Annotated in this window: 20 protein-coding genes; 5 read left to right on the top strand and 15 right to left on the bottom strand. The window is 60.0% G+C overall.

Annotated features, from left to right (window positions below; genetic code table 11):
- Position 1: 1 nt before the first annotated feature.
- Positions 2–775, top strand: a complete 774-nt coding sequence (locus JJQ51_RS18965; RefSeq protein WP_269245096.1) for an alpha/beta fold hydrolase — start codon at positions 2–4, stop codon at positions 773–775.
- Between the two features lie 74 nt (positions 776–849).
- On the opposite strand, the gene rutF is transcribed toward JJQ51_RS18965, so the two are convergent.
- From rutF to JJQ51_RS18940, 5 genes are all read right to left on the bottom strand, one after another.
- The gene (gene rutF, locus JJQ51_RS18960) at positions 850–1,389 is read right to left on the bottom strand and encodes an NADH-dependent FMN reductase RutF (protein ID WP_113330267.1); all 540 of its coding nucleotides are present in this window, start codon (positions 1,387–1,389) and stop codon (positions 850–852) included.
- Between the two features lie 181 nt (positions 1,390–1,570).
- Positions 1,571–2,299, bottom strand: coding sequence for a class I SAM-dependent methyltransferase (locus tag JJQ51_RS18955; protein WP_113351619.1), 729 nt, complete (start codon positions 2,297–2,299; stop codon positions 1,571–1,573).
- Positions 2,300–2,419: 120 nt separating this feature from the next.
- Positions 2,420–2,926 (bottom strand): VOC family protein, encoded by a 507-nt coding sequence (locus tag JJQ51_RS18950; protein WP_113330269.1) that lies wholly within the window; start codon positions 2,924–2,926, stop codon positions 2,420–2,422.
- On the bottom strand, positions 2,926–3,315 hold the full coding sequence (locus JJQ51_RS18945) for a RidA family protein (RefSeq protein WP_113330270.1): 390 nt from the start codon (positions 3,313–3,315) through the stop codon (positions 2,926–2,928). The genes JJQ51_RS18950 and JJQ51_RS18945 overlap by 1 nt, the downstream gene beginning before the upstream one ends.
- Before the next feature lie 61 nt (positions 3,316–3,376).
- A complete protein-coding gene (locus tag JJQ51_RS18940; protein WP_113330429.1) occupies positions 3,377–4,273 on the bottom strand; it encodes a DMT family transporter in 897 nt (298 codons plus the stop codon).
- Between the two features lie 106 nt (positions 4,274–4,379).
- On the opposite strand from JJQ51_RS18940, the gene JJQ51_RS18935 reads away from it, so the two are divergent.
- Positions 4,380–4,943 (top strand): hypothetical protein, encoded by a 564-nt coding sequence (locus JJQ51_RS18935; RefSeq protein ID WP_233788678.1) that lies wholly within the window; start codon positions 4,380–4,382, stop codon positions 4,941–4,943.
- A gap of 50 nt (positions 4,944–4,993) precedes the next feature.
- Here the strand turns inward: JJQ51_RS18935 and JJQ51_RS18930 are convergent, their stop codons facing one another.
- The 3 genes from JJQ51_RS18930 to ung form a co-directional block, all read right to left on the bottom strand.
- The gene (locus JJQ51_RS18930; protein WP_145632126.1) at positions 4,994–5,605 is read right to left on the bottom strand and encodes an alpha/beta hydrolase; all 612 of its coding nucleotides are present in this window, start codon (positions 5,603–5,605) and stop codon (positions 4,994–4,996) included.
- A gap of 15 nt (positions 5,606–5,620) precedes the next feature.
- Positions 5,621–6,553, bottom strand: coding sequence for a VOC family protein (locus JJQ51_RS18925; RefSeq protein ID WP_269245095.1), 933 nt, complete (start codon positions 6,551–6,553; stop codon positions 5,621–5,623).
- 162 nt (positions 6,554–6,715) lie between these two features.
- Entirely contained in the window at positions 6,716–7,417 is a 702-nt protein-coding gene (ung, locus tag JJQ51_RS18920) for a uracil-DNA glycosylase (protein WP_269245094.1), read from the bottom strand.
- 228 nt (positions 7,418–7,645) lie between these two features.
- Between ung and JJQ51_RS18915 the strand changes: the two genes are divergently transcribed.
- A complete protein-coding gene (locus JJQ51_RS18915) occupies positions 7,646–8,185 on the top strand; it encodes an AAA family ATPase (protein ID WP_269245093.1) in 540 nt (179 codons plus the stop codon).
- Positions 8,186–8,197: 12 nt separating this feature from the next.
- Here the strand turns inward: JJQ51_RS18915 and JJQ51_RS18910 are convergent, their stop codons facing one another.
- The gene (locus tag JJQ51_RS18910; protein WP_269245092.1) at positions 8,198–10,648 is read right to left on the bottom strand and encodes a GcvT family protein; all 2,451 of its coding nucleotides are present in this window, start codon (positions 10,646–10,648) and stop codon (positions 8,198–8,200) included.
- 6 nt (positions 10,649–10,654) lie between these two features.
- Positions 10,655–11,533 carry a choline/ethanolamine kinase family protein gene (locus JJQ51_RS18905; RefSeq protein WP_113330277.1) on the bottom strand — a complete coding sequence of 293 codons (879 nt, stop codon included), beginning with the start codon at positions 11,531–11,533 and terminating at the stop codon, positions 10,655–10,657.
- Between the two features lie 311 nt (positions 11,534–11,844).
- On the opposite strand from JJQ51_RS18905, the gene JJQ51_RS18900 reads away from it, so the two are divergent.
- Positions 11,845–12,654: a DeoR/GlpR family DNA-binding transcription regulator gene (locus JJQ51_RS18900; RefSeq protein WP_145316257.1), complete on the top strand. Its 810-nt coding sequence runs from the start codon at positions 11,845–11,847 to the stop codon at positions 12,652–12,654.
- 103 nt (positions 12,655–12,757) lie between these two features.
- Here JJQ51_RS18900 and JJQ51_RS18895 read toward each other — a convergent pair whose 3' ends face one another.
- The gene (locus JJQ51_RS18895; protein ID WP_269245091.1) at positions 12,758–14,389 is read right to left on the bottom strand and encodes a Hint domain-containing protein; all 1,632 of its coding nucleotides are present in this window, start codon (positions 14,387–14,389) and stop codon (positions 12,758–12,760) included.
- A gap of 119 nt (positions 14,390–14,508) precedes the next feature.
- Entirely contained in the window at positions 14,509–15,390 is an 882-nt protein-coding gene (locus tag JJQ51_RS18890) for a LysR family transcriptional regulator (RefSeq protein WP_269245090.1), read from the bottom strand.
- A 115-nt stretch (positions 15,391–15,505) separates the two neighbouring features.
- Between JJQ51_RS18890 and JJQ51_RS18885 the strand changes: the two genes are divergently transcribed.
- Positions 15,506–16,528 carry a YeiH family protein gene (locus JJQ51_RS18885; protein ID WP_269245089.1) on the top strand — a complete coding sequence of 341 codons (1,023 nt, stop codon included), beginning with the start codon at positions 15,506–15,508 and terminating at the stop codon, positions 16,526–16,528.
- Here JJQ51_RS18885 and JJQ51_RS18880 read toward each other — a convergent pair.
- The 3 genes from JJQ51_RS18880 to JJQ51_RS18870 all read right to left on the bottom strand — a co-directional run bounded on the left by JJQ51_RS18880 (position 16,491) and on the right by JJQ51_RS18870 (position 21,145).
- On the bottom strand, positions 16,491–18,323 hold the full coding sequence (locus JJQ51_RS18880) for a bifunctional diguanylate cyclase/phosphodiesterase (RefSeq protein WP_269245088.1): 1,833 nt from the start codon (positions 18,321–18,323) through the stop codon (positions 16,491–16,493). The genes JJQ51_RS18885 and JJQ51_RS18880 overlap by 38 nt on opposite strands.
- Positions 18,324–18,468: 145 nt before the next feature.
- A complete protein-coding gene (locus JJQ51_RS18875; protein WP_269245134.1) occupies positions 18,469–20,253 on the bottom strand; it encodes an IlvD/Edd family dehydratase in 1,785 nt (594 codons plus the stop codon).
- A 7-nt stretch (positions 20,254–20,260) separates the two neighbouring features.
- Positions 20,261–21,145 carry an NAD(P)-dependent oxidoreductase gene (locus JJQ51_RS18870; RefSeq protein WP_183813199.1) on the bottom strand — a complete coding sequence of 295 codons (885 nt, stop codon included), beginning with the start codon at positions 21,143–21,145 and terminating at the stop codon, positions 20,261–20,263.
- Positions 21,146–21,267: the final 122 nt, after the last annotated feature.

Raw genomic sequence — 21,267 nt, 5'->3', positions numbered from 1 at the left:
AATGGCAGAGATCGCTGAAACGGGCCATTGGATCGAGAGTTCCGGCGGGCGCCTCTACGCCAAATCATGGACGCCAACCGTCCTGAGATCGCAGCAACCGATCATCCTGTTTCACGATTCACTCGGATGCATCACGCTCTGGCGGGATTTCCCGGAACAACTCGCCCATTCCCTTGGTCGCCGGGTCATCGCTTATGATCGGCTAGGCTTTGGCCGGTCCGATGCTCGCGACGATCTTCTGACGCAGGATTTTATTGCATCGGAAGCCGAGCGTTTCGTACCGCTTCTTTGCGAGCAGTTGTCCATTCGGGACTTCGTCGCCTGTGGGCACAGCGTCGGGGGCGGCATGGCGGTGGAGACGGGGGCAAGATTTGGCGAAAGCTGCCACGCCGTGATCACCATTGCCGCCCAGGCTTTCGTGGAGGAAAAGACCCTTCAGGGCATCCGGACCGCGCAGCAGGAATTCAAATCGGCCGAAACCTTCGCCCGGCTTGCCAAATATCACGGCAGCAAGGCCGAGTGGGTGCTGCACGCCTGGATCGACACCTGGCTCGCTCCCGAACGCGCCGGCTGGTCGCTCGATCCGGCACTTGAAAAGCTTCATTGTCCGGTGCTCGCCATTCATGGAGACCGCGACGAATATGGCTCCGAAGCCCATCCGCGCCGGATCGCCGCCGGGCGTGGTCCGGTCTATATCATGCCGGATACTGGGCATGTGCCGCACCGAGAGCATCCTGCTCTGGTGTTAAAGGCGATCGAAGACTTTCTGGCGTGAACGGACCTGTTCGCCGCAAGACGACGAAGACCTTGGCAGCATGGATAATTTCGGAAGAGGCTTGAACAACTAGCCTATTCAGCCTGACCCGCAGGATGATAGGCCCGGTCGAAATAGATAAGCCCCTGTCCCTCGTCACGTTGACGAATAGCATCGACTTCGCAGAGCAGGATGTCATGCGTGCCGCCATCGGCCTGACGGACGATGCGACAATCGAACGAGACAAGAGCATCTTCCAGCACCGGAGCGCCGGTCGAGAGTTCCGACCATGCGGCCGCAGCAAAGCGCTCGGCAACCGGGGTCTTGCCGCCGAAAAGCCGCGACAGATCCTGATGTGCTTCCGACAGGACATTGACACAGAGCACGCCGTTTTGCGTGACAGCGGGATGAACGGAAGCGCCGCGATTGAGGCAGACGAGCAAGGTCGGCGGGCTGTCCGTGACGCTGCAGACGGCGGTCGCCGCAAAGCCGGCAAGCCCGGCCGGACCATTGGTCGTGACGATGTTCACTGCCGCCGCCATCCGCGCCATGGCATTGCGAAACTCGGTGCGCGCAATGTCGGGATCGGCGACAGGCACCGCCTTCTCGATTGCCACGGACGTTTTCATGTTCATCGCACTCTTCCCTAAATCGCGCCGACAGCCTCACATTATCGATGGGGAGGATGCGCCTCAAGAAACGACATTTTGCGGAAGCAGTCCTCTGCGAGCAATTAATTTTCTATAAAATCTATCAACAAAAAGAAAAATAGATCGGCTCAGCCTTCTAGGCCGTCACGGCATGCTGAAGCATGCCTCAGGTCCGGGTGGAGATCAGGAGAAACATCGGCCGCTCGCGCTCGATTGCCCAATCGGGATGCGCGGCGAGGTCGTCATCACTCGGCGACCACTCTTCGACATGGGCGATGATGAAACCGGACTTGATCAGGAGGTTAAGCGTCGTGCCCATCGTGCGATGCTGCTTGATGACGCCCTCGGCGAGCCAGTTCGTCACCCGCGGTCCCTCGATCTGATAGGCATTGAGCGGCCAGATCTTGCCACCCTCGGCATCATCGAGCCATTCCGGCCGTCGCGGCGCCATATAGATTGGATGCTCGATCGAAAAGATCAGACGCCCGTCCGGTTTGAGTGCTTGGCGGATGGTCGCCAAAAGGCCGGCGAAATCCTCGATATAGTGGAAGGCGAGCGAGCTGTAGACCAGATCGAAGCTCGCCTTGGGAAGCTCTAGCCTTTCAAGATCGGCCCGATCGTAGCGAACCCGCGCATCCGCCGTTTCCGTTCGCGCGCGTTCCAGCATTTTTTCCGAGACGTCGAGCCCCAATACGCTGGCCGCTCCCTGCTCGGCCGTCCAACGGCAGAACCATCCGAAACCACAGCCGAGATCCACGACGTCGAGGCCCTTCATGTCCGGCATCAAGGCACGGATCGCCGGCCATTCGGCCGCACCCGCCAACCCGTTGATGGAACGCTGAAGGCGGCTATAGCCCTCGAAGAAGCCCGGATCGTCGTAGATATTTTGTGTCATATTTGTCTTCCATGCCTCTCCGCAACATGCATTGGATCGGCAATATCGATGGCATTTCTTCACATAGACAACAAGGGAGCCGGCAGAAGCCGATGATGAGGAAGCCTCGTTCAGCGCCTGTCATGCTAACGGTTTCGGTCGCGACAACCATTCCGAATAGGGCTTTACACCGAAATCTGGTTCGGCGGCCTCCTCAAGCACATGGATGAATTCGATCGAATGCCCGTCGGGATCCGAAAAATATTGCGAGACGGCCGGCATCCAACCTAGAACAACGGGTTCATCGAGCGGCTCGCCATTGAACCCCTTCGGCTGAATGCCACGAGCCTTCAATGCGGCTGCGGAGCCGAGTACATCGGCGAGAGAGGTTCTGAAGGCAATATGAAGGCGCATCTTGAGCGGGGAGCAGCCCGTTTCCCAAAGGCCCAACATGCCCATGCGTTTATCGTCGATCCAAAGGAAGGCGACATTCCTGCTCTCGATGACGGTCCCGACCTCCAGCTTCAGAACGTCGCGATAGAAGGCGATGGAGCGCTGGAGATCGGCAACCGTTAGATGCGTCTCGTAAAGTCCCAGAATGCGGGGGATTGATGGATCGGCCGAATGCTCGAGATGACCGATCGTCATCACATCACCTTGGCTGCCGTGACCTCGACCTCGACCAGGAACTCGGACCGCGTAAATCCGCCGACGATCAGCAGCGTAGAGACCGGCGCGGGATTTTGGACATAGCGATCACGCACGGCCATGTAGGCGGGAAAATCCTCGCGCGTGGTCACGAAACCACCGACGCGGATGACGTCGGCAAACCCCATGCCCGCCTCCTCGAGGATAGCGCCAATCGCCTTGAAACACAGCTCGGCCTGACCGGTGACGTCAGGCGGAATGCGATCGTCGGCACCGATGCCGAGCTGGCCGGATGTGACCAGCAGGCTGGCGCCTGGCGGCACCAGCAGGCCGTGATTGTAATTGCCGAAAGGGCGGCGGACGGATGCGGGGTTGAAGACCTTTTTCATCGATTCCGACTCCTGATGACTGAACCGATTTCAGCATTTTGAGACGAAAGGGGCAAGACGGTCAGTGCGTCCGTGTTGATGTCACCACCCGATTTCGCCGTATTTCCAACAGGATATGTCCGAACAATGCGGCAAGCACGATCGGCCCGCCGATGAGTGTCGCCGTCGAAGGACGCTCGGCGAACACCATCCAGACCCAAAGTGGCGTCAGCGGCACTTCGAGCGCCGTCAGCAGCGCCGCATCCGAGGCCGGCACCAGCCGCGAGCCGAAGGTGTAGAGGCTGAGACCCATGGCGTTCTGGATGATGCCGAAGGCGATGATCAGGCCAAGATCCTGGCCGGAGATCGAAAGCGGCGAGGCGAACCAGAAGGTAATGGAGGAACACAGCCAGGCGGAAAGCGCCATGGCCGGTAGCATCGGCACATCGCGATGCTGGCGCATGACGACGGCAAGGCAGGCGACGGTCAGCGTCATGATGGCAGCAAGCCCCTTGCCGAGCCAGCTGCCGCCATCGCTCGCATGGCCGGAAAGCATGACGAGCACGCCGATAAAAGCAATGCCACTCGCAATCAGCGTCCGCAAATTTGGACGCTCGCGGATGAAGAGGAAGGCGACGCCCGCGGTTACAAAGGGCACGGTTGCATAGATGACCATGGCATCGGCGACCGACGTGTAATAGATCGAGCCGATGCCGCTGATCATGGATGCGGTGGAAAAGATCGTCGCCGCCAGCGAAGGACCACCCATGGAACGCAGGATGCGAAAAGCGTTGCGGCGCTCGATATAGAAAAACAGCGCGAAGACGCCGAGGCCAGAGACGATGCCACGGCAGAACAGAATGGTCATCAGATCGGCATGGATCGCCCGCACGAACAGGCCGGAGGTCGACCAGGCGAGCGCCGAAAGCGCCACATAGGCCACGCCCAGCCTGTATTGCTGCTGTTCCGCCAGCGTCACGATGAAATCCTCCGCCCTATAGCGGCAGAGCATTAGCGGGCGGCAAGGATCCCCACAAGCAAAGCTTGCGTCGCTGCGTGTCGCGGACGCCGGAAGATGGCAAGGGTTGCAGGAAGGCCACGCCCCTTCCCGCTGGCAACCAGGAGACGCCTACCTACCCATTGGTATTGGCTGGATCATATTGATCTTGAACATATTTGTGATCGCTCTACGGTTCTGGCGGTCCGCGTCGAAGGAGAATCAATTGCGCCTGCTGTCGGCCACCTTGTTTGCGTGCGGCTGCGTCAGCCTGGTCGACGGTCCGCTATGGCCGCCGGCGCAAACCTATGTCGACAAGACGGTGCAATGCAGCCAGAGCAGCAATCCCTCCCGCTGCGAACATACACGCGATAGCTGGAAGGCCGATTACGAGGAAGCCATAGCGGGCGGGTATCGAGCGCAGAAACATGTCGCTTTATGCCTGAGCACAGGCTGCGATCAGGCAATCCAACCCGACAGGATGCTCGGCTGCGCCTGGCGCATGGTCATTGTCGAGACAAGGCATGCGCTACCGGACAGTATGGATTTTGCCAATCTCAACCGCTTCTGCGGAACGGACTATATTGACCAGAAGGGAAAACTCGCGGCAGCCTCTCAAGCGAAGGCGATGATGCGCCTGATCGGCAAATAGCAGGCTGCGCAGCAAAATCTCTGCCGCGCAACCGGTGTTTTGCGCAGGCCCTAAGCGTAGGGCGCTAGGAAACTGCGGATTGCCTCGATTTCGTTGGGCCTGATATCGTGGCCGCCTGGATGCCAATCCAGAGTGACCTCGGCATTCTGCCGCGTAAAGTAATCGGCGAGTGCCTTGGTGACTGGAGCGGGTGCGATCGGATCGCGCTCGCCTGCCGTAATCAGCACGCGCTTGCCCTCCAGCCTTGCATTGTCCTGCGGCTGGAACGGGATCAGCGGATGCATCAGCACGGCCGCATCGAAGAGATCGCCATGCTCGATCAGCACATTGGCAAGGATGTTCGCACCGTTGGAAAAGCCCAGACCAAGTACCTGCGATGCTCCGTATTCCGCCGCCAGCTCCGAGACATAGGCGACCATTTTTTCCGTGGCGCGGGCAAGATCGGCCATGTCATAGACGCCCTCGCCCGTTCGGCGAAAGAAGCGCGCTGCGCCATATTCCGAGACATCGCCGCGTGGCGAGACGATGGTAGCGTCCGGCAATAGGCGGGTGGCGAAATCGAAGAACTGGTTCTCGTCGCCGCCGGTACCATGGAAGGTAAAGAAGATAGGCTTTCCGGGTGCACCGGCCTTCAGCCGGTGCACATAAGTCGTATCGGTCATGATATCTCTCCTGGCTTAGCCTTCCAGCGGTTCGAGATGCTGTTCGATCAGCCCACGCAGATGCGCATGCTGTTCCGGCAGCTTCAGCGCTTCGCCGAGATGGGCCGTATCCTCGTCACGATCGAAGCCAGGTTCATTGGTGGCGACTTCGAACAGCACGCCGCCCGGTGTGCGGAAATAGATCGCCCAGAAGTAGTCACGGTCGATGACCGGCGTCACCTGATAACCCGTATCCATCAGCGCCTTGCGTACTTCGAGCTGCTTTGCGCGGTTTTCGACCGCGAAGGCGACATGGTGGACGGAGCCGGCGCCCGGCAGCGCCCGGTTGATGTTCGGCATAGTTTCGAGGTCGACATAATCGGCACCGTTGCCGCCGGGAATGGCAAGCCGCTTGATGCCGTCATGCGTATCGACCACCTCGTAACCCATGTACTTCAACAACTCGGCCGTCGCGCCTTCGTCCCTGAGCCGCATGGCCACGGAGTGGAAGCCTCTGATGGCATGCTCGGCATCGACGCCACCATGCGTCCAGGGCTGACGCTTATCGTCCTTGACCTCGACAAGCGCGAAGCCATCGCCATCTGGACCGGCAAAATGCAGGCGCTTCTGGCCGAAGGATTCGTCGGTCTTCAGGCCCTCGACACCGCGCTGGCTAAGCCGTTCGGTCCAGTAGCCGATGGAACCTTCGGGAATGGAATAGACCGTATTCCCGACTTCGCCGGTACCCGGGCGACCGCGCGCCATCTTCGGGAACGGGAAGTAGGTCATGATCGTGCCGGGCGTGCCAATCTCGTCACCATAGTAGAGGTGATAGACATCGGGAGCGTCGAAATTCACGGTCTTCTTAACGCGGCGAAGGCCGAGCGTATCGGTGAAGAACTTGTTGTTAGTCCGGGCGTCTTCCGCCATCGAGGTAACGTGGTGAAGACCTTTGATCTGGTTAAGCATCTTAAACCCCTTGTCTCGCCTGCACCAGCAGGCGTTCTCATGGGCAGAAGATGATCTTGTCGGCCGCGTTTCGATAGCCCTCAATAGCCAAACGGATTGTCCTCAATGAGTGAACGATAAATTCCGATCGTTCACTGATGTAGCGGTCCAGAAAGCAGCGCCTTACTGAGCATCCGGTTTGGTTGGCAGCGCCCAATCGATCGGATCCCGGCCATGCGCGACCAGATAGGCATTGGCCTTGGAGAAATGCCGGCAGCCGAGGAAGCCGTTATGAGCCGAGAGCGGCGACGGATGTGCCGCCTTCAGCACCAGATGGCGCTCGGTATCGACAAAAGCAGCCTTCTTCTGCGCGTAGGAACCCCAAAGCATGAAGACGACGCCATCGCATTCGTCGTTGACTCTGCGGATGACCGCATCGGTGAAGCGCTCCCACCCCTTGCCTTGATGTGAGGCGGCCTGCGATTCCTCCACCGTCAGTACGCTGTTCAGCAGCAGCACGCCCTGCTTCGCCCAGCTTTCCAGAAAGCCATGGCGGGCCGGCGGAATGCCGAGATCGGTTTCCAGTTCCTTGTAGATGTTGACCAGCGACGGCGGAATGCGCACGCCGGGGCGCACACTGAAGCAGAGCCCATGCGCCTGGCCGAAACCATGATAGGGATCCTGCCCGAGAATGACCACCTGCACCTCGTCAAGCGGAGTCAGATCCAGCGCCCGGAAATACTCGCTGCCGCGGGGAAAGATCACCTTGCCGCGCTGCTTTTCCTCGACAAGAAAAGCCTTGAGCTGCTGCATGTAAGGGCTTTCAAACTCCGAAGACAGCGCCTCTTTCCAGCTCTCCTCAAGCTTGATGTTCGCCTCAGCCATCGTTTCCGGCCTCCGTCTGTTGTCAGCATGTCGATTGAGGATGAAAGAGCAGGCGTGTCAAGAAAATGGCGGACGCCGCGGTGGAGAGATCACAGGTTTTGGAGATAGCGCAGCCTGCTTCCGGGCTTATCTCGTAAATGACGTATAATAGCAGCAGGACACGCAAGCGTTGACAAGGCCGCTCACTTCCGCCAATGGAAGCCATCCCAATTTTCCGACCGGTGTCTCATGCTTCCCTTGCATTCCCTTGGCGAGCGCATCGTCGTGCTCGGCCCCTCCAATGCCGGCAAATCAACCCTGGCGGTCGCCCTTTCCAAAAAGTTGGGGTTTCCGGCTGTACATCTCGATCAGCTTCATCACCTGCCCCATACCGATTGGCAACAGCGCCCTGAAGCGGAATTTGCCGCGCTTCACGACGCGGCCATTCTGGGCGAACAATGGATCATGGAAGGCAATTATACGCGTCTGATGCCGCAACGTTTGGCCCGCGCTACCGGCGCCATCCTCATCACCTCCAATCATTGGCTGCGCTTTTCCCGCTATCTCAAGCGGACCCTGATCAACCGCTCAGATCGAGCAGGGCATCTCGAAGGCGCCAAGGACAGCGTTAAATGGGAGATGATTCATTGGATACTCGTGAAGACCCGCAACAGCGGCGCCAAATACGCAAAAATCCTCCAGGAATCCGGGTTGCCAACGGTAGAATGCCATACGGCGGAGGCTCTGAATAACCTTTATCAGGCGTGGGATCTGCCGAGCAGGCGATAGACCTCATATCAATCACCCCTTAATCCGCGCCATCTGCGGATCATAAAGCGGCTTCAGCGACACCTGGCACAAGACGCGCTGCTGCGCGACATCCAGCTCGTAACGCCCTGAAAGCACGAAATCCTCCGTTACGCCGCCGGGGTCGCGGACATAGCCGTAGCCGATTGCCTTTCCGATCGTGTAGCCGTAGCCGCCGCTCGATAGCCAGCCGACGCGCCGGCCGTCGCGATAGATCGTCTCGCGGCCGAGAAGCACGATTTCGGGATCGTCGGGTACGAAGCAGGCAAGCATCTTCTTGACGCCAGAGGCTAACTGCCGCTCGATCGCCTCGCGCCCACGGAATGCGATGTCCTTCTTCGTCTTCACCGCCCAGGCAAGCCCGGCTTCAACGGGCGTGTGATCCGGCCCAATATCCGAGCCCCAGGCGCGATAGCCCTTCTCCAGCCTGCAGCTCTCGATGGCGCGATAGCCGGCATTGACGAGGCCGTGCTCGCGGCCGGCGGCCATCAGCACGTCATAAACGGTCGTGGCATATTCCACCGGCACATGCAGCTCATAGCCGAGTTCGCCGACATAGGTGATGCGCAGCGCCCGGACGGGGCAGCCGGCGATGCCGACGGTCTTCACCTTGCCGAAGGGGAACGCGGCGTTCGAAACGTCGGCCGAGGTCACGGCCTGCAATATCTCGCGCGACTTCGGCCCCATCAGCGACAGCACTGAATAGGCGGAGGTGACATCCACCAGCTCCGCATGCATCTCGGATGGAATATTGCGGGCGATCCAATCGAAGTCGTGCGTGGCGAAGCCGGTGCCGGTGGTGATGTAGAATTCGTTCTCGGCAATGCGGGCAACGGTGACATCGCATTCGATGCCGCCGCGATCATTGAGCATCTGGGTGTAGGTCAGGGCGCCGACAGGCTTGGCGACATCATTGGAAGCGATCCATGAGATCGCCGCCTCGGCATCCCTGCCCTTCAGCACGAATTTGGCGAAGGAGGTCTGGTCGAAGATCACGGCCGCTTCGCGCGCAGCCTTATGTTCGCGGCCGACCGCATCGAACCAGTTCTGCCGTCCATACGTGTACTCGTCCTTCGGCTCCTCGCCGGCAAAGAGATCGGCAAACCAGTTCGGCCGCTCCCAGCCGAGCTTTTCGCCGAAGCAGGCACCCTGCGCCTTCAGCCGATCGTAGAGCGGCGACTTGCGGCAGGGGCGGCCGCTCGAATGCTCCTCGAAAGGCCATGCCATGGTGTAGTGCTTGCCATAGGCTTCCAGCGTGCGGGTTCGCACCCAGTCCGTATCGAAATGCGGGCGACCGAAGCGTCTGATATCGACCGGCCAGAGGTCGTAAGGCGGCTCGCCCTTGGCGACCCATTCGGCGAGCGCCATGCCCGCCCCGCCGGCAGAGGCGATGCCGAAGGCGTTGAAGCCGGCACCGACGAAGAAATTCTTCAGTTCCGGCGCCTCGCCGAGAATGAAATTGCCATCGGGCGTAAAGCTCTCCGGCCCACAAAGCAGCTGCTTGACGCCGGCCGTCTGCAGCGCCGGCACGCGCACCAGCGCCTGCTCCATGATCTGCTCGAAATGGTCGAAATTGCTGTCGAGCAGCGTGTAGTGGAAATCTTTCGGGATGCCGTCGAGCGCCCAGGGGATGGGATTAGGCTCATAGCCGCCCATGACAAGCCCGCCGACCTCCTCCTTGTAATAGGTCAGCCGGTCCGGATCGCGCAGCGTCGGCAGGTTGGAGGGCACGCCGAAGGATTCGGTGATGAGATATTGATGTTCGACGGAGACCAGCGGCACGTTGACGCCGAAGCGGCCGGCAAAGGTCCGAGTCCATTGCCCGGCGCAGACGACGACGCGCTCGCATTCGATACGGCCTTTCTCGGTGATGACGGCACGGATCCGGCCCTTGTCGATCTCCAGATCGAGAACTTCGGTATCCTCGAAGATCGACACGCCGCTCATGCGGGCGCCCTTTGCCAGCGCCTGGGTGATATCGGAAGGATTGGCCTGTCCGTCCGTCGGCAGGAAGGCGGCGCCGACGAGATCGTCGACATCCATCAGCGGCCAGAGATCGCGCGCTTCCTGCGGCGTCAGCAGGTGCATCTGCAGGCCGAAGGATTGCGCCGTCGTCGCCTGCCGCTTCACCTCCGTCCAGCGCTCCTCATTGCAGGCAAGCCGCAACCCGCCATTCATCTTCCAGCCGGTGGCAAGCCCCGTCTCCGCCTCGAGCTTCTTGTAGAGATCGACGGAATAGCCGAGCATCTGCGTGATATTGGCGCTGGTGCGCAGCTGGCCGACGAGGCCGGCGGCGTGGAAGGTCGTGCCCGAGGTCAGCTTCTTGCGCTCCAGCAGTACGGTATCGGTGAAGCCGAGCTTGCCGAGATGGTAGGCGGTCGAGCAGCCGATGATGCCGCCGCCGATGACGATGGTCTTTGCTGTAGCCGGCAGTTCCTTCATCATGTCACCTCAGGAGTTGCGAAAATCCTGCCAGGCGCTCTCGAACCGCCGCAGGTTTTCAGCTGTATAGGAAGAATAATCGAATTCGATGTCGGAATGGATTTCCGAAACCATGCTCCACATCGTCTCGCGCAGGAGTGAGGCGCATTTCATCGCCTGATAGCGCTGGCGCAGATCATCGCTGACAGAAGCCTCGAAATAGGCCTCCAGCATCGCCTCTTCCTGCGCCTCGGAAAATTCATTGTTGGAGGCAAGCCCGCCAAGATCGAAAAGCGGTGTGTTGAAGCCGGCATAATCCCAATCGATCAGCCAGAGCCGCTTGCCGTCGTCGAGGAAATTCGCCGCCAGCAGATCATTGTGACCGAAGGCAATCTCGAAAGGACCTGCTTCACGCTCGAGCCGCTCCGCAATCTCAAGAAAGGAATGCAGCAACGGTTTGTGACGACTACCGCCCGTCTCCAGAACGGCTGCATAGTCTCTGACCACATGGAAGACCCAGAAGATCGCCGCCGGTCCGCGAAAATGCCTGGCGACGTCCCGATGACAGGACCGGACGAGCGGCACGACCCGGCTTATCATGGCTGGATTTCTTACATCATCGGCTGACAGCGGTTTTGCATCGATATAGTCCAGCACCAATATGCCGGGCTCGTGATGGACCACAGCCGGCGAAAGACCGGCTGCATGGGCCGCCCTGCTTGCGGCCACCTCGTTGGTGCGGCTGATGTGATGAACCGGAATGTCCGATCCAAGCCGCACGACGAAGCGGCGACCATTATCGCCAACCAGATAGTTGCGATTGGTAATGCCGCCCACCAGCGGTTCGATGTCGATCGGCCCGCGCCAGATGCTGAGAGAATGTATCCTGTCTTCCGCCGTCGCAGTCATTCCCCCTCCGGTCCTGCTGCTGAGCATCTTTCCGATCTGAAAAGTTCCTCACAAACGTAAAGCTGTCAAGAACTTCCCCACAAAATGAAACGAATATTTGGCTTTTTGTGGAATTGAGGCTCCATCTCCAATCGGATGAGCTATGGATATCCCAAAGACTGCGCTTCACCGTAGGTGAGATTTGTCTTAAAAACTCAGGCGCGAAGCAACCAGATTGAGGTTGCGTGCATTAACGCCTCCGGCGGCAACGGAACCGGCCAGTCGAAAGCCACGCAAGTTTGGGATCAATACCCATAACAGGATCAGGAACCATGTCGGGCATATCCCAGCCACCGCTTCACTCCAATCATCGCGAGCGCGAAATACTGGAAGAGCTGCGTCTGGCAGGAGGCGCAAGCCGCATCCAGTTTTTGGCCGAACGGCTCGGCGTTTCAGAGGAAACCATCCGCCGCAACATTCGCAGCCTGGAGGCCAACGGCCTTGTGACTAAGGTGCATGGCGGGGTCCATATCAAGGACTCGATGATCGAGCCGCCGCTGCATCTGCGCATGAACGAGAATGCCGAAGCCAAGCGGATGATAGCCGCCTCGGTCGCCGCGATGATCGAGGATGGTGATGCGCTCTTCCTCGATGTCGGCTCGACCACCGCCTTCATCGCCGTCGCGCTGCAGAAGCATCAGAACCTCTTCGTCGTCACCAATGCGGTCGCTGTCGCCCATGCGCTCGCGACCCGCAACGGCAATCGCGTCTTCTTCGCCGGTGGCGAACTGCGCGGCCATGATGGCGGCGCCTTCGGCATGGAAGCGGCCAATTTCCTGCGGCGCTTCAATGTGCGCCACGCCATCCTTTCGGTAGGCGCCATCAACGCGGCCTCGGGCTTCATGCTGCACGATCTGGAAGAAGCGGAATATTCGCGGGAGGCGGCTAGCCGCGCCGAAAACCGCATCGTCGTTGCCGACAGTGCCAAGTTCGGCCGCAGCGCGCCGATCGTTCTGAGTGAACCGGAAAACTTCAACGTTCTGGTTACGGACGAACAGCCGCCGGCAGACATTCGCGCCATGCTGGAGCGCAACGAGATCGAACTCGTCATCGCCAACCGGCAACGGGATGAACGACGTTGAACTGAGATGCATCAGTTTTCTGAGGTAATCCTGACGCGACTGCATCGATAAGGCTTCAGTCAGGCAAGAGGAGGAGCCTCCTAATCGATCCTAGCATGAACGATCAGGCAGCTTGCTCTTGGTCTCGCTCGATTGCAGGTTCTTCGGAAGACTGTGGTGGGATCCAACGCGGCACCGCCGGACCTGCAAATTCGAAAGTTAGCCGAAGAATCCCACCGTAACCTTCCCATAACGAAGAAGGCAGGTGCGCGCGGCCGGCAGTCCAGCGCCGACGGCCATCCTCGACATAATGGAAACCATCATTCAGCCTATTGTCGTCAGCGAAAATATGCCTGGGCTCCGCTACGCCATCCTCAATGACCAATCTCGAAAAGCAGACGCCGAGCCGGCGGCCATCGCCTGAAGAACTGACGAGATTTGGCGCCCCCCATTCCGAGGCAAGCCATAGTTCCGATACTGACGACCGGACGCGGAACTCTGCCCTGCCCTCGTCGATCATGGGATCAATGCGTTGCCCGTCGGCAATGAGATGTATGTCGGCGAAAGGATCGTCACTCAAGGTCCAGCCCATATCCAGAGCGCGTGCATGGATTTGCATTCGCACAGCCTCGATCAGCGGTCCATCTGAGACATAGGTCAGGCATCTTTGTTCGTGATCGTTCACCAGCTGGATCGAAGCGCCCATCGTTTGAGAAAAGAAGCTTCGATTGCCATGATCGACGTAGCTTTCAGTCGGCAATCCGTTCGTCACGAGGATGTCGTGCTCGTCCAGCTCGACATGCCAGTATGTGACTTTTGCGCATTCGACATGGTCGATCGTTGCTCCATTCACGAGCACTGAAGCAGGCATCAGAACATCGGTTACGACAGTGACGCAAATTCCATGAGCCGGAGAGACGATGAGGTCATGCGAGGGTTTATCCGGCCCCATAGCCCCGGCGGCAATACGGATCGGCCAGCACTTCCGAGGATTGGCCGCTTTGCCGCACTCAAGCTCGGTGCTTCCGATCCATCGGATGGGGCGAAGCTGCGATGATGCCGTAACCGCAACATCGCCGATCCGCAGATCCTCGACCGGGATATCTCCTCGTGTCGTGCGGACGAGCGTCCCTGTAACAAGACAAACGACGATCGTTCCTGTGGCGGCGTCCAGTACAAATGCCGAAGGGTCGAGATCGGCGGCGAAGTTGAGCGCATAGTTGCCCGCGGACGTTACGAATGTCGCCGTCTGACCGTCGATCGTGATATTCGAGACCACTCCCGCGCCATTATATGCGATGGTTGTCGCATCGGTGCCACGCTCATCAATTGTCCCGTCGAATTGCGTGGAAAAATTGAAATGTGCGCCAGCATTCAGCGTGACCGATTGAGAAGAACCGGCTCCTCCCCATTGATAGGTTCCGAAGACAACAACCGCACCATCAGCGGAGCTTACCCCACTGCCGGCTTCAAGTGTGGATAGAGGGCCGATATAGAGCGTGCCACCTCCGGATATCGTCCCATCTATCGTCAAGAAGGTTGCGTGGATGCCGCCATAAGCGGACAGCGTGCTTGTCGACGAAACAAAGACGCTGCCAAGAACCGTCGAAACACCCGCTCCCTGGTAACAAAGGACATTGTCGCCATTGTTGATGATGATGGAATCCCCGTTGCCGGGAACGGCATTCGGCGACCAGTTGTCGGGATCGCCCCAAGCGTTGTTGGAGGCGCTGCCGGTCCAGGTGAAGGTTGCCATTGATATCCCTCGGATCATGACGCCACCTGCATAAGCCGCAAAGGCGCCTATCAGTTACCGACTATCACGATAGCACCCAACCCACTTATTAGTCGAATCGAATATATAGATTTCGCCGTTCAGCCCTTACACATCGCCTCCAGCGTCTGCGCGGCTTTGCTCGCGTGGCGCTCCTTGTGACGCAGCAGCCGGAAACTGCGGGCCGGCAGATCGAACTTTGCCTGAACCAGCAGCCCTTGCCCGAGATAGGCTCTCGCTGCGGCACTGGAAATGGCAGCAGCACTTTGCCCCGCGCAGACTGCCGATAGCACGGCCTCATTCGAAGGGAGGACGAGCGCGACATCGAGCTCACGCGGCGAAGCACCAAGCTTGACGATCGCATTCTCGAACTCGGAACGCGTGCCCGACCCCTCCTCCCGCATCACCCAGGACGTGCCGCTTACTAGGTCGGCGGCGGTGAGCTGTCGCCCGTCCCCCCAGGGATGGTGTGGCGGCACGACGATAACAAGCGCATCCTGCGCAACGATCTTCATCGACAATGCCGGCGCATCCACTTCCCCCTCGATGAAACCGAGCTCGGCCGCACCATCGATAACCGCCTCGGTGACGGTCCGGGTATTGCCTATCGTCAGATCCAGCTCGATGCCGGGATAATCGCGGTGAAAGTGCATCAGCAGCGGCGGCAACCAGTAGCTGGCGATGGTCTGGCTTGCGCAGAGGCTGAGCCGCCCGCGCTGCAACCCCCCAAGTTCGGACAGCATGAGTTCGGCCGAGCGCACGCGTGCGAGTGTCGCTCTTGCTTCTCCCAGGAAGGAACGGCCGGTTTCCGTCAGCTCGATCCGCCGCCCGACGCGATGAAAAAGTTCGACGCCGTAATAGGCTTCAAGATTCTTGATCGCGGAGCTGACGGCGGATGGCGTCAAATGGATCGCTTCGGCGGCATTGGTCAGATGCTCTCGCTCCGCGACGGCGACGAAAATGGCGAGCTGTTCGAAGGTCATGGGAAATCATTCTAATTTATCGAATAAAACATAGGATAATATTCGATGGATGTCGACATCGACAGATGAGACTTTCCAGCCGTCACCAAATCACAAGAAACGAATGACAGCACCCATGTCCATCGCTCAACGCGCAAACGAGATCCTTCCCGGCCTGGCCCTCACCTCGGCCGTAGCCCTTGCGGCCTATGCTGCGGAACATGTTGAAGTGGGCCTCCTCGGCGGACGGTGGATCGAAAGCCTGGTGCTTGCTATCGCCTTCGGCATCGCCGTCTGCACGATCAAGCCGCTGAAGCCGGCCATGAAGCCGGGTGTCGATTTCAGCGCCAAGTTCCTTCTGGAAATCGCCATCGTCCTTCTCGGCGCATCCATCAGCCTTTCGGCGATCCGCGGCGCCGGCGTCTGGCTGATCGCCGGCATCGCCATCGTCGTCGTGCTGTCGATCGCCGCCACCTATCTCATCGGTCGGGCGCTCGGCCTGCCGCCGAAGCTCGCAACCTTGATCGCCTGCGGCAACTCGATCTGCGGCAATTCGGCGATCGTGGCCGTTGCGCCCGTGATCGAGGCCGACTCGCAGGAGATTGCCGCAGCACTTGCCTTCACCGCCGTCCTCGGCATTGTCGCCGTGTTCCTGCTGCCGCTTTTCTATTTCCACTTCGGCATGAGCGTACCGCAATACGGGACACTTGCTGGACTGACGGTTTATGCCGTGCCGCAGGTATTGGCGGCGACCGCGCCCGTCGGCCTGCTCGCTGTCCAGACCGGCACGCTCGTCAAGCTCGTCCGTGTCCTGATGCTCGGCCCGGTTATCTTCCTGCTCGGCATCCTCACCAAGGCTGAAGCCTCAGGCAGCGATGAAAGCAGCGGCCATCACCATTCTCTGGTCCCCTGGTTCATCTGCGGCTTCCTGGGATTGATGACGCTACGCTCCTTCGGGCTGATCCCGGATATGCTGGTGACACCGATGGAAACTGTTTCCGGTATTCTGACCGTCATCGCCATGACAGCGCTCGGCCTGTCGGTTAGCATCCGCTCCGTCGCCCATGCCGGCGGCCGGGTGATCGCGGCAGCGACACTATCGCTGTTGACGCTGGGCGCCATCAGCTATGGTCTGATCCTCGCCCTGCAGCTTCAGTAGCATGTGCGGCAACGCTGACTGAAGACCGCCCCGAGCTCGACGCCTCGGCCGATTTCAGCAATGCTGCAGTCTCGCTTTCGGAAGAAGGATAGCCGATAGCATAGCCCTGAAGTTCATCGCAGCCGACCTCGGCCAGAACGAGCGCGTGATCCTCGGTCTCGACCCCTTCGGCGACCACCTCGACATTCAATGTGCGTGCGATTTCGATGATAGAGCCGACAAGACGACGCTGCTCCTCGGACACCGTAACCGCAGTCACCAATTGCCGATCTATCTTGAGCCGCTTCGGTTTGAGTTTGACGAGGCCAATCAGCGAGGCATGACCGGAACCGAAATCGTCGATCTCGATATCGATTCCCATCTCCTTGATGCCGGCGATATTGGCAAGCACCGCCTCGTCGGGTTCATCCAGGAAAATGGTCTCCACCAGCTCGAAGGCGATGGCGTGGCGCGGTATTCTGAGCGCCCTCAATCCGTCGATCAGGTCGGGATCGGCAAGCCGGCGACCGGAGATATTGACAGCGATGCGCGGCGGTGAAAGACCCTGCGAAACCCAGGCTGCCCGATCCGCCAGTGCGCGCTTCAGCACGGCCGCATCGATCTCCGCGGTAAATCCATATTCATCGGCGACCTTGAGGAAGGCTACTGGGCTTAGCAATCCCCTTCCCGGATGCCGCCAGCGTGCCAGCGCCTCCAATCCGACGATGCGGCGGCTCTGCGCATCCACTTGAATCTGATAGAAGGGCTCGATCTGCCGCAGCACCGGCGCCAATCGCAACTCATCGGCCAGGCGGCGTTCTGCATGCAGATCGGACTGGAGCTGTGGCGTGAAGAACTCCACCCGGTTGCGGCCGAGTTTCTTGGCTTGAAAAAGGGCGACATCGGATTCTGCCAGAAGATTGCCTGCGCCACTCGTCTGGCCCATCGCCACGCCGATGGACGCGCCGATCTTCAGCATCTCGTTGCCGAAACGCACTTCGCGGCGCAATCGCGATAGAATATCGCCGGCGATCGCCTGAAGCCTTTCGACACTGGCGATATTGACCAGCACGGCCACGAACTCGTCACCGCCGATGCGGGCAACAATGTCGTTGGCAGTTATCGCTCCGGAAATGCGGGCGGCGGCGCTTTGCAATGTGGCATCACCGGCCGCATGGCCCCATTTGTCGTTGATCTCCTTGAATCCATCGAGATCGATATGGAGGATTGCAAGAGTGCCGATAGACGCATCGCTGCGCAATTCGGCCAGACGCCGGTCGAAATACCGGCGGTTCGGAAGGCCCGTGAGATAATCGTGATCGGCGGCATGTTCTATTCGCGCCCGGCTGTGCTCCAATGCAACGGCACGCGCTTCGGCGATAGCTTTTTGACCGCTCAGCTCGCGATTGAGCAGGACGTCGGCGGTGACGTCCCATTCCGCGCCGATGAAAGAAGGCGCCCCTTCGGCATCCTCATAATAATGCGCGCGCGAGCGCAGATGACGCACCTCGCCTCCGGGCAGGATGATGCGGAACTGAGAATTATAGAAACCCTTCCTGGCCAGCGCGACATCGAAGTCGTGGACGGCCCCTTCGATATCCTCCGGATGCAGCGCGTTCATCCAGACGTCGGAGGAAACCCTATGCTCGTGAAGTCCGGTCCCGTAGAGCTTGTGCATCTGCGAATCCCAGAGCAGTTCCTGCTCGTTGACATTATGCTGCCAGACACCGATTTGAGACGCCTCGAGCGCCAGCTCCAGCCTCCTTAAAAGGTCCTGGAACTCTTCTTCGCTTCGTCCTGATGTCGTCTCTGCCAAAGAGCACCACCCCGTTCGGAAACTGAAGAGACTAACTAACCGCAGCCAATTATAGTTGCACTACTCCCTTTCGCGAACTTTAATGGCTGCGCAAGCTACCCAAATTAACAGCAGCACTGCAATCCTTGCCAGCGGCCGGCGCCTGTCAATGGTTATGCCGCGGCGGATTGGCAGCGATGTCGCGAAAATCGGCGGCGCCATCCAGCACGGCTCCGTCGGAAAGCTGCGTGACCGAACGACGATAGATGCGCTGCCACGGCGTCGCATCCGGCGGCACCACTGGAATGCCATCGCCTTTACGACGCGCAATCTCCGCCTCGTCCACCTGCATGTCGCAGCGCCCCTGATTGAAATCGATGCGGATGATATCGCCGGTCCTGAGCCAGGCAAGCCCGCCACCGGCCGCACTTTCCGGCGAGGCATTCAAAATGGAGGGGCTGTCGGCCGTGCCAGATTGACGCCCGTCGCCGATCGTCGGCAAGCTCTTGATGCCCCTTTTAAGAAGATGATCCGGTGGCTGCATGTTGACAACTTCGGCCGATCCCGGCCAGCCGATCGGCCCGGCGCCGCGAATGACGAGAATGGTCTTTTCGTCGATGCCGAGAGCGGGATCGTTGATGCGCTTGTGATAATCCTCGGAGCCGTCGAAAACGACTGCCCTGCCCTCGAACACGCCTTCGTGGCCAGGCTCCTGCAAATAGCGGCTGCGGAACTCCTCTGAGACGACGCTCATCTTCATGATGGCGAAATCGAACAGATTGCCTTTGAGCACCAGGAAGCCGGCGCGCTCCTTCAGCGGCTCGCCGAAGGGACGGATGACCTCGCGATCCGTCGCCTCCCGGCCCTTCAAATTCTCCGCCATCGTCCGGCCTGTCACTGTCGGACAGCTTCCATCCAGCTTGCCGGCCTGCAGCAGCTCCCACATGATGGCCGGAACACCGCCGGCGCGATGGAAGCGCTCGCCGAGATAGGCGCCCGCCGGCTGGACATTGGCGAGCAGCGGAATGTCGAAGCCGTGCACCTGCCAGTCGTCGGGGTAAAGCTCGACGCCGGCATGCTTGGCCATAGCGGCGAGATGCGGCTGCGCATTGGTCGAGCCGCCGATGGCTGAATTGACCCTTATGGCATTGAGGAAAGCCTCACGCGTCAGCACGTCCGAAGGCTTGATATCCTCCAGCACCAGCTCGACCGCCCGCCGGCCTGTGCGATAGGCCATCTGGCCGCGCTCGCGATAGGCGCCGGGAATGGCGGCACAGCCGGTCAGCGACATGCCAAGCGCTTCCGCCATGGCGTTCATGGTCGAGGCAGTCCCCATGGTGTTGCAATGGCCGATCGAGGGCGCCGAGGCGAGCGAGGCTTCCATGAATTCCTCCTCGTTGATCTCGCCTGCCGCCAGTTTGCGGCGCGAACGCCAGATCACCGTGCCGGAGCCGGTAAGTTCACCCTCATGCCAGCCATCGAGCATCGGACCGCCGGAGAGAACGATCGCCGGAATATTGACTGTCGAGGCCGCCATCAATGCCGATGGCGTGGTCTTGTCGCAGCCGGTCGTCAGCACGACGCCATCGAGCGGATAGCCATAGAGCACTTCGACAAGGCCGAGATAGGCGAGATTGCGGTCGAGCGCAGCCGTCGGCCGCTTGCAGTTCTCGAAGATCGGATGGGTCGGAAATTCGATTGGGATGCCACCGGCGTCACGAATGCCGTCGCGCACGCGCTTGGCGAGATCGAGATGATGGCGGTTGCAGGGCGTGAGATCGCTGCCGCTCTGAGCAATGCCGATGATCGGCTTGCCGGACCGCAATTCCTCCGGCGTGATGCCGTAATTCATGAAGCGCTCGAGATAGAGCGCCGTCATATCGATATGATCCGGATTGTCGAACCAGTCCTGCGAACGCAGACGACGCTTGGATGCACCCTTATCGCTCATCTCTTCCTCAAGCCTTTCCTCGGGCATTCTTGTCTTCCAGATGCTGCAGCAGGCCGCTGTGATCCTGCTCGCCACCGCCGTTTTCGACGAATTCGGCAAACTCCGCTCGAACGGCTTCGGTCAGCGGCAGATGAAGCGACAGGTTCTGCGCCGCCGCCAGCACCGTATCGAGGTCCTTCAGCTGGTTGCGGGCGGTGCCGCCGGGCTCGAAGTTGCGCTCGATCATGCGCTGGCCATGCAGCTCCAGAATCCGGCTTTCGGCGAACCCGCCGCGAATAGCGTCACGAAACGCCTCGCGCGAACCGCCGCCGGCCTCGACCAGTAGCATCGCTTCCGCGACGGCCCCGATGGTCACGGCAACGATCTGCTGATTGCCGAGTTTTGCGAGCTGGCCTGTCCCGCTCGGACCGACACGGGTTACGCGCCCGAGAGGCGCCATGATATCGCGCACGCTGTCGATGACGCCGGCATCGCCACCAGCCATGATCGCGAGCGTTCCGGCGGCCGCCCCGACCACGCCACCGGAGACCGGCGCATCGATGTGTCGGATACCGCGCTCGGCGAGTTTGAAGGCATGTTCGCGGGCAACGGCCGGCGATATCGAGCTGTTGTCGATAACGATCGCGCCAGCCTCCAGCACATCGGCCACGCCGCTGCCGAACAGGACTTCGCCGACAGCTCCGCCATTCGTCAGCATTGTGAAAAGCACCGCGGCGCCTCGCGCCGCCTCCACCGCCGTATCTGCGACGGTTGCACCGTCGGCAGCCAGAGGTTCCGCCTTGCTGCGATCGCGATTCCAGACGGTCACGGCAAACCCGGCCGCCAGCAGACGCCGCGCCATCGGCGCACCCATCAATCCCGTGCCGAGAAAAGCGATCTTCCTGCCGCCCATAAACTATCCTCCGAATGCGGCGCACCAGCCCCGAGACTATATGCTATCGCCCTTTGGGTCCTTGCGCCAACGGGCCACTCCTCATGCCCGATGTACGTCAATCAAATCATCCAAGAGCTTGA

This window comes from Rhizobium sp. AG207R, from assembly GCF_027109195.1.
GTDB lineage: Bacteria > Pseudomonadota > Alphaproteobacteria > Rhizobiales > Rhizobiaceae > Rhizobium > Rhizobium dioscoreae.
This window is presented reverse-complemented; position numbering and strand designations above follow the sequence as displayed.